This window comes from Mesorhizobium sp. M7D.F.Ca.US.004.03.1.1, assembly GCF_003998635.1.
Lineage (GTDB): Bacteria > Pseudomonadota > Alphaproteobacteria > Rhizobiales > Rhizobiaceae > Mesorhizobium > Mesorhizobium loti.
The window spans coordinates 1-8,061 of the sequence record NZ_RZQG01000189.1; the positions used below are offsets into that span (position 1 = coordinate 1).

Sequence of the window (8,061 nt, forward strand, 5' to 3'; positions counted from 1 at the left end):
CGGCAAGACCGCCGTCGGCCCGAATGCTGCCGACCCAGGTGGATTTGCGCGGCACGAAACCGAGATGGCCCATGACGGGGATCTGTTCGTTGGCGAGCATGCGCACGGTATCGAGACCGCGCCCGGTGATGACGGCGTCGGCGCCCGCCGTGACGGCGGAGAAGGCGGTGCGCAGGATTTCGTCTGATGTCACCACATCGGCAAAGCCGAGCGCGGCGGTGACGAAGACGCGGCGCGATCCTTCGCGCACGCGGGACACGTTGGCGGCGCGGCAGACCACCATCTCGATGCCGGCGGCCTCGGCCGCCCCCGCCTCTTCGGCGGTTTCGGCCGTCACCTGGGCGGCATGCCGGCCGCCGCCCTTCAGCGCCCGCAGGCTGGCGACGGTCACGCTGCGCTCGACCTCGCGGCCGCCGAAGTCGAAGATGCGCGGCATCTTAGCCCTTCAGCTTCTTGGCATAGTAGTCCGGCGCAACGACACCGGGCTTGGAAAACCAGGCCGGCACGTCGACGCCGGAATAGAGCAGGATGTTGCCCCACGGGTCGAAGGCGCCGGTGCGCACGATGACCTTGGCCTTGGCCGCCATCTCGCCAAGGATGGTCTCGTGCGTCGTGGTCTCGAAATCGGCGTCGGGGAACAATCGCTTCAGCTTGGCCAGCAGCGGCGCATTGTGCACCGGCAGCGTGTCGGCATAGCCGACGCGCTCGGCGATCAGGTTGGCGGCGATCGGCGCCAGCACGGTTTCGAGGTCGGGCACGTCGGGCGAGATGGCGAGGTCGATGCGCCAGGCGCTCGACGGGATCGGAAAGCCCGCATCGCAAACGATCATCAAATCGCCATGGCCCATCGAGGCGATGGCGTGCGCCAGTTCGGCGTTGAGCAGCCGGTTTCGGTTCATGTCGGTCCCTTCCATGTTGTCTTGATTGCCTCGGCGTAGAGCGCATCGGCCTGTGCCCGCTCGGGCAGGCCCGGAATGACGCCGAGCCGGGTGCAGGCGATGCCGCCGCAGACGACGCCGAAGCGGACCGCGTCGACGATGTCGCGGCCTTCGGCCAGCGCCACCGCGAAGCCGGAGTTGAAGGCGTCGCCGGCACCGGTGGTGTCGACCACGGCGACGGGCACGGCTGGCACCATCACGTCGAGCTCATCGGTCAGGATCAGGGCGCCGCTGCGGCCGAGCGTCACCACCACGTTGCGCACGCCTCGCCGGCGCAATTCGCCGGCGAGTTCGCGCGAGGAGCGCGGATCGTCGGCCGGCAGGCCGAGCAGGATGCGCAATTCGCTCTCGTTGGGGGTCAAATAGTCGACGGAGGCGAGGATCGCGTCGGGAAGCTGGCGCGCCGGTGCCGGGTTGAGGATGGTGCGGGCGCCATGCTTGCGGCCAAGCTGCATGGCGCGGGCGGCGGCCGCGATCGGCACTTCAAGCACGGTCATGACGACATCGCTTTGCGCGATGCGCTGTTCGGCCGCGTCGACGGTCGCCGCATCCATCAGCTCGTTGGCGCCCATGTCGAGGATGATGAAGTTCTCACCCTTGTCGTTGAGGATGATGAAGCCGACGCCGGTGGCGCGTTCGGTTCTCGTCGTGACCAGGCTCGCATCGACGCCCTCGGCGGCATAGAGGTCGGTGGCAATGCCGGCGAGCTTGTCGGTGCCGATGATGGCGACCAGCGCCGAGCGCGCGCCGAGCCTTGCGGTGGCCACCGCCTGGTTCGAGCCCTTGCCGCCGGCGCCCATGTCGAAATCGGTGCCGAGCATCGTCTCGCCGAAGATCGGCAGTTTTGGCGCCCGCATGGTCAGGCCGACCGCGAAACTGCCGACGATGGTAATTCTGGGTGTGCTCATCAATGCCTCGTTCAGGACGCCATGGCGCGTGCCAGGATCGCTTCCTCGTTGATGCCGGCTCCGGTCAGCTCGCCCGATATGCCACCATTGCGCAGCACCAGAACGCGTTCGGCGTTCATGATCAATTCGGGAATCTCCGACGAGATCATCACCACAGCCACGCCTTCGCCGGCGATGCCGCGCAGGATGGCGTAGATCTCGGCCTTGGCGCCGACATCGACGCCGCGCGTCGGCTCGTGCAGCACCAGCACGCGCGGGTTGGTGACCAGGCTGCGCCCAAGGATGATCTTCTGCTGGTTGCCGCCCGACAAGGTCGCCAGCTTTTGACCGAGATGTGAAATGCGCGCGTCGAGCCGGGCGACCTGCGCGCGGGCCTCGCGGCGCACGGCACCACGCCGCATGAAGCCGGCCATCGAGAAGCGCGGCAGCGAGGCCGAGACGACATTGTTGGCGACGCTCATCGACAACAGCGCACCGGCGCCGCGGCGGTCGGCCGGCACCAACGCCATGCCGTTGCGGATCGAGGCCTGCGGGTCGGCGGCGCGCAATTCCTTGCCGTCTATGGTGACGCGGCCGCTGCGCTGGCACAGGCCGAACAGCGCCTCGCCCAGCATGTCCTTGCCGGAATCCGGCAGGCCGCCAATGCCGAGGATTTCGCCGGCGCGGGCATGAAAGCTCAGCCTGTCCAGCCCCGGCGCGGTCAGCTTGTCGACAGACAGCACGATTGCCGCCTCATCCGACCGCGCTTCCGGTTGCAGCGACCATTGCGCCGCCGTGTCGAGGTCGCGGCCGACCATGGCGCGGATCAGCCGGTCTTCCGACACGCCGTCATTGTCGATGGTCTCGATGGTGCGGCCGTCGCGCATCACGGTGATGCGGTCGGCAAGGTCGAGCACTTCCTTCAGATGATGCGAGACGTAGATGACGGTGACGTCTTCGCCGCGCAACTGCCTGACGATTTCGAACAGCCGTTCGCTCTCACGCTTGGACAGCGCCGAATTGGGTTCGTCGAGCACCAGCACGCGGGCGCGCTGGCGGATGGCGCCAGCGATCTCGACCAGCTGCATCTCGGCCACCGACAGGCGCGACACTTTCGTGTCGGGATCGAGCGCGCCCATGCCGAGCCGGGTCAGTGCCGCGCGCGCCTCGCGCCGCATCTGGTCGCGCGGCACGAAGGACAGCGACGAGCGCGCCGCCATGTCCGACATCATGATGTTCTCGGCGATGGTCAGCGTCGGGCAGAGCGCCAGTTCCTGGTAGACCACGGTGATGCCGGCGGCGCGGCTGGCCAGCGGCGAGGCAATGGTGGCGCGGCTGCCGTCGATGCGGATTTCGCCGCCGTCCGGTTGCAGGTCGCCGGCCAGGATGTTCATCAGCGTCGATTTGCCGGCGCCGTTCTCGCCGATGACGGCGTGCACCTCGCCGGCGCGGAAGCCGACGGAAATGCGGTCGAGCGCCAGCACGCCGGGGAACCGCTTGGTCAGCCCGGAGATTTCGACGATGGGGGTCTGTTGCTCTGTCATTGGCTGGCTGGCCGAGCAGGTCTGCCGGATCGGCAAACCTGCTCGGCTTGCTTGTTACTTCTTGGCCACCTCGGCGATGTTTTCCTTGGTGTAGATGCCGACGCCGGTGTCGACATTGTTGATCGGCTGGCCCTTGAGGAATTGGACGATCAGGTCGACCGCGGCAAAGCCCTGCTTCTCCGGCGCCTGGTCGATCGTAGCATTGACATTGCCGTCCTGGACAAGCTGCACCGTCTGGTCGAGCAGGTCGAAGCCGACCACCTTGACCTTGTCGGCGGCCTTGTTGCGTTCGACCCACGTGCCTGCGGCGGGCGTCGAGCAGCATTCGAGCGACAAGACGCCTGATATCGACGGATTGGCGAGCATGGCGTTCTCGATCGCCGCGTAGATCTTCTGCGGGTCGGTGCCGGTGTTGAGCGTCGAGACCACCTCGATGCCGGATTCGGCCTTCAGCGCCTCGCGCGCGCCCTTCTCGCGGTCGAGCGACCACTGCGCGGCGGCGTCGATGGTGGTGATCATCACCTTGCCCTTGCCGCCCAGCACCTTGGCCATCAGCTTGCCGGCCTCGCGGCCGGACTGGACGAGATCCTGGCCAGCGAAGGCGAGGCGCTTGCTCTCCGGATTGTCGGTGTTGAAGGTAACGACCGGGATGCCGGCGGCGATGACGCGATCGATCACCGGCGCCAGCGCGTCGGTGGAGACGGAGGAGATCGCCAGCCCGTCCATCTTGCCCATCAGCGTCTCGATCTCCGAGATCTGGCCGTCGGCATCGGCGCCGACCGGGCCGATGAACTGGGCGCCGACCTTGTCCTCCTTGGCGGCGCGCTCGACGCCGGCCTTCATGAACGGCGCGAATTCGTTGGAGACGTCATGGTAGGAAACGTAGATGTCGAGCGGCTGGCCGGCATCGATCTTGGCCTTGATGCGCGGCGCCAGCGTAAAATCGGCGAGCTTGGATTCGGCATGCGCCGACAGCGGAAACAGGCTGAGCGTGGCTGCGAGAATGACGTGTCTGATGTTCATGGATAGTCCTCCCTTTTTGGTTCTGGTTGCTTCTGTTTTCTGCGAGTAACCCGTTGTCTGTGATCAACCCGTTCGGCGCGTGCTCCATTTGTCGATGCCGACCGCGATGATGATGACCAGGCCGATCATCAGCTCCTGCACGAAGGGCGACACGCCCAGCAGCACCAGGCCGTTGCGCATGACGCCGATGATCAGCACGCCCAGAATGGTGCCGAGGATGGTGCCTTCGCCGCCCGACAGCGAGGCGCCGCCGACGATGGTGGCAGCGATGACGTCGAGCTCCAGGCCGAGCCCGGTGCGTCCGGCCTGGCTGGAGGGCAGGAAGGCGAGGCCCAGAATGCCGGCAAGCGCGGCGAGCACGCCCATCAGGATGAAGGCTGATATCTTGACCTTGTTGACGGAGATGCCGGAGACCCGCGCGGCCTTGGCGCTGCCGCCGACGGCATAGACGCGGAAGCCGAAATTGGAGAAGGACAGCACAATCAAGGCCAGCACCGCGACGATGACGAAGAACACCAGCTGCATCGGGATGATGGTGAACAGGTAGCCCTGGCCGATGAAGGAGAAGGTTTGCAGCACTTCCGGCAACGCGCCGTTGCGGGCGTTGACCGTCACCGGCTGGCCGTTGGTCAGGATGAGGGCCGCACCACGTACGATGGAGAGCATGCCGAGCGTGGCGATCAGCGAGGGCAGGCGGCCATAGGTGGAAAGCACGCCGTTGATGAGGCCGATGGCGACGCCGGTGAGCAAGCCGACGCCGATCGCCGGCAGCAGCGTCCAGCCGGCAATGATCAGCATGCCTGTGGCGAGGCCGGAGAATGCGTAGGTCGAGCCGACCGACAGGTCGACCTCGCCGGCGATCAGCACGAACGTCATGCCGACCGCCATGATCCCGAGCAAGGAGATCTGGCGCCCGACATTGAGCAGGTTCAGCGATGTCAGGAATCCATCGGTGGCGAAGGACAAAAACAGGCACAGCACGAGCAGCGCGATGAACACGCCTGCCTCGCGCGCCCGCAACAGCCGCGCCATCGTGAATCGGTCCGTGGCTGGCGCGCGCGCGCCGGTCCTGACCGCATCGGCCATACAGCATCCTCCCTGCGCGTGGCCCGCCGGTCCTCACCAGCGTGGCCACTCCTCCGTTTCATCGACCCGAGCCGAGCTCGTGCGCGGGCCGTTGCCTTGGAGCCGGTCCCGAACTGATTCAGGATCAGGCTCTATCTCCCTGTTCCGCCATGATTTTTCGGGAGTCCGGTTGCGGCTCCCCGGATCATGGCCGGGCGTGGGCTGACCGCCACACCCTGTATTTGCGGCGTCAGGACGCCTTGCGGAAGGACCCGGCCGGCACCTTGTGCATCTCGTCAAAATTTCCGTAGTCGCGCACCTTCTTGAACGGCGCGTTCTCGACGGCGTTGTAGGAACAGATGTAGCCCCAGCGATAGGTGTCCGAACGGTTGGCATCGGAGCGGTGCAGCAGATTGCCGTCGAAGATCAGGGCGTCGCCGGCTTCCATCTCGACATAGATGTGCTCGAAGCGTTTCAGCGCCGCGTCCAGATGTTCCTGCTCGACATTGGTCTGGTCGTTCTCTCTGATATGGTTGAGACGGCCGAGCTTGTGCGTGCCTTTCAGCACCTGCAGGCAGCCGTTCTCGCGGGTCGCCTTGTCGAGCGCGACATAGATGCTCATCATCTCGGGCGCCAAGCAGCCGTAATTGTACCAGTAGCCGAAATCCTGGTGCCATTCCCAGGCGCCGCCCTCATTGGGCTGCTTCATCGTCATCTTGTGGCTGTAGAGGTAGATCGGCTTGCCGACGGCGGCCTCGGCCAGATCGACCATGCGCTCGTCGCGGGCGAGAAGGCCGTATTTGTCGTCCTCGGCCTTGGTCCACATCTTGAGAAGAGTGGTCTTGCCTTCCTTGTCGCCCTTGGCCATCACGGCGCCGCTCTTGTTCTCGGCCTCGAGCTGCTTGCGGGCGTGGTCTCGGAAATCCTCCACTTCCGCGACGCTCAGCAGTCCCCTGCGGATAATGTACCCGTCACGGGCGTAGAGCTCGGTTTCCTGCTTGGTCATCGCCAACGTCGTCTTGCCTCCCTGGTCCATCGGGGCCGCCGCTGGCGCAAGGCGCCTGGAAAGCCCGCAAAACTTGGGGGATCCGGCCACTACCCGCCGAAATCCCGTCCTCTTGAGATCGACCATAGCGACGCTTGGAAGCGAACAAAATGGACAGCAAGGCACTCGCTTTGTATAAAACGCGCATGATGGCAAAGACGTCGGTTTTCGAGAGTTTCCACTATGTGCCGGCGGCCGGATGGACGCGCACGGCGTTCAGCGTGCTGCGCGCCGGCAAGGTCGCCGCGGCGCCCGACTACCGCATCGAACGGCCCGTCTATCCCGGCCAGGACATCCTCTATTGCCTGTCGGGCCGGGGTTTCGTGGAGACGCTGGGGCAGAGGCTGGAGGTGCGCGCCAACCAGCTGGTGTGGATGGCAAACGAGGCGCCGCATGTGCACGCGGCCGATCCGGCCGATCCCTGGACCTTGCTCTGGTTCAGGCTCGACGGGCCCGATCCGGCCATCCTGCGGCGGAAATTGTTCGGCGAAGGGATATTGCGGACCGTGTTCACGGAAGGCACCGGTCCGGCGCCATGGTTCGAGCGGCTGTTCGCGGCGTTGCGGCGGCGCGACGCCGGGCTCGACCTGCGCCTCAACCAGCTGGTCGCCGAATTCCTGCTTCTGGTCGACCGTGCGGTGAACGGCGCCGGCAATGACGATCTGCCGAAGCCGCTCGCTTCAGCACTCGACGCCATGCGCGCCGCGCCCGGCTCCGCCTGGACGGCGCCGGACCTCGCCACTGTCACCGGCCTTGGCGCCTCTCAGATAAGGCGGCTGTTCCAGAAGCATCTGCGCACCAGCCCGCACCAGTGGCTGATGCGCGAGCGGCTGATGCAGGCGCAGTCGCTGCTGGTGCAGGGCGACCAGCCGCTGGCCGAAGTGGCCGAGGCCTGCGGCTTCTGCGACGTCTATCATTTCGGGCGCGAGTTCAAGCGCTCGGTCGGCATCTCGCCGGCCGCCTGGCGGCGCAGCGAACTGAGTGCGGCGCCGGGGCGTTAGGATAGTCGATACTTACGAATCCTTTCAGGCGGTTGGGCGTGGCTGTTCAGATTTTGAGTCCGCGTGTCCGGCCGTCCCTTGAGAATCTCCTTGCCTTGAGCAACATGGCGACGATGCCCGAGGCGCAAGAATGAACAAGCCGATTTCCACCGCACCACCACGCAAGGCGCCGATGGCTCTGACCGCGGACCTCGTTGCCCGCACCATGCGCGCGGTAGAGGATGCCGGGCCGACGCCGGGCATGGTTTACATGACCGATGCGGACTATGCGCGCATCCGCGACGAAGTGCTGGCCACGGCTCCAGCCGGGCCGCTGAAATTGTTTGCCTATGGCTCGCTGCTGTGGAAACCCGCAGGCGAGGTGAGCGGCGGCGAACGCGCGGTGGCGACCGGCTGGCACCGTTCGTTCTGCTTCACGGTGCAGCGTTTTCGCGGCACCGTCGAGCAGCCCGGCCTGATGATGGCGCTCGATCGCGGCGGCCAGTGCCAGGGCATGGTGTTCGAGATCGCCGAGCCGGTGGCGGCCAATCTCGAAGCGCTGCTGCGCCGCGAGATGAC

9 protein-coding genes are annotated in these 8,061 nt (G+C 66.0%); 2 read left to right on the forward strand and 7 right to left on the reverse strand.

What is annotated here, in order from left to right:
• The 7 genes from EN935_RS13420 to EN935_RS13450 form a co-directional block, all read right to left on the reverse strand.
• On the reverse strand, positions 1 to 436 hold a 436-nt coding region (locus tag EN935_RS13420; protein WP_206534513.1), incomplete at its 3' end, for a 3-methyl-2-oxobutanoate hydroxymethyltransferase.
• A 1-nt stretch (position 437) separates the two neighbouring features.
• Positions 438 to 899, reverse strand: coding sequence for a D-ribose pyranase (gene rbsD, locus EN935_RS13425; protein ID WP_109661348.1), 462 nt, complete (start codon positions 897 to 899; stop codon positions 438 to 440).
• Complete coding sequence (rbsK, locus tag EN935_RS13430; RefSeq protein ID WP_127373370.1) at positions 896 to 1,846, reverse strand: ribokinase; 951 nt, start codon at positions 1,844 to 1,846, stop codon at positions 896 to 898. Before rbsK ends, rbsD begins: the two co-directional genes overlap by 4 nt.
• Positions 1,847 to 1,857: 11 nt before the next feature.
• Positions 1,858 to 3,369 carry a sugar ABC transporter ATP-binding protein gene (locus EN935_RS13435; RefSeq protein WP_109660309.1) on the reverse strand — a complete coding sequence of 504 codons (1,512 nt, stop codon included), beginning with the start codon at positions 3,367 to 3,369 and terminating at the stop codon, positions 1,858 to 1,860.
• A 54-nt stretch (positions 3,370 to 3,423) separates the two neighbouring features.
• A complete protein-coding gene (locus EN935_RS13440) occupies positions 3,424 to 4,392 on the reverse strand; it encodes a sugar ABC transporter substrate-binding protein (RefSeq protein ID WP_127264361.1) in 969 nt (322 codons plus the stop codon).
• Positions 4,393 to 4,455: 63 nt separating this feature from the next.
• A complete protein-coding gene (locus tag EN935_RS13445; RefSeq protein ID WP_127264359.1) occupies positions 4,456 to 5,478 on the reverse strand; it encodes an ABC transporter permease in 1,023 nt (340 codons plus the stop codon).
• A 229-nt stretch (positions 5,479 to 5,707) separates the two neighbouring features.
• Positions 5,708 to 6,493, reverse strand: coding sequence for a phytanoyl-CoA dioxygenase family protein (locus EN935_RS13450; RefSeq protein WP_127264357.1), 786 nt, complete (start codon positions 6,491 to 6,493; stop codon positions 5,708 to 5,710).
• A 119-nt stretch (positions 6,494 to 6,612) separates the two neighbouring features.
• On the opposite strand from EN935_RS13450, the gene EN935_RS13455 reads away from it, so the two are divergent.
• Both EN935_RS13455 and EN935_RS13460 read left to right on the forward strand, forming a co-directional pair.
• Positions 6,613 to 7,503: an AraC family transcriptional regulator gene (locus EN935_RS13455; RefSeq protein ID WP_127264355.1), complete on the forward strand. Its 891-nt coding sequence runs from the start codon at positions 6,613 to 6,615 to the stop codon at positions 7,501 to 7,503.
• Between the two features lie 130 nt (positions 7,504 to 7,633).
• A partial coding sequence (locus EN935_RS13460) for a gamma-glutamylcyclotransferase (protein WP_206534514.1) occupies positions 7,634 to 8,061 on the forward strand: 428 nt, incomplete at its 3' end.

What these genes read in the sequence shown, in the direction of transcription:
- EN935_RS13450 (WP_127264357.1), bottom strand. Translation starts at nt 6,493, where the DNA reads ATGGACCAGGGAGGCAAGACGACGTTGGCGATGACCAAGCAGGAAACC.
- EN935_RS13435 (WP_109660309.1), bottom strand. Translation starts at nt 3,369, where the DNA reads ATGACAGAGCAACAGACCCCCATCGTCGAAATCTCCGGGCTGACCAAG.
- rbsK (WP_127373370.1), bottom strand. Translation starts at nt 1,846, where the DNA reads ATGAGCACACCCAGAATTACCATCGTCGGCAGTTTCGCGGTCGGCCTG.
- EN935_RS13440 (WP_127264361.1), bottom strand. Translation starts at nt 4,392, where the DNA reads ATGAACATCAGACACGTCATTCTCGCAGCCACGCTCAGCCTGTTTCCG.
- EN935_RS13445 (WP_127264359.1), bottom strand. Translation starts at nt 5,478, where the DNA reads ATGGCCGATGCGGTCAGGACCGGCGCGCGCGCGCCAGCCACGGACCGA.
- rbsD (WP_109661348.1), bottom strand. Translation starts at nt 899, where the DNA reads ATGAACCGAAACCGGCTGCTCAACGCCGAACTGGCGCACGCCATCGCC.
- EN935_RS13455 (WP_127264355.1), top strand. Translation starts at nt 6,613, where the DNA reads ATGGACAGCAAGGCACTCGCTTTGTATAAAACGCGCATGATGGCAAAG.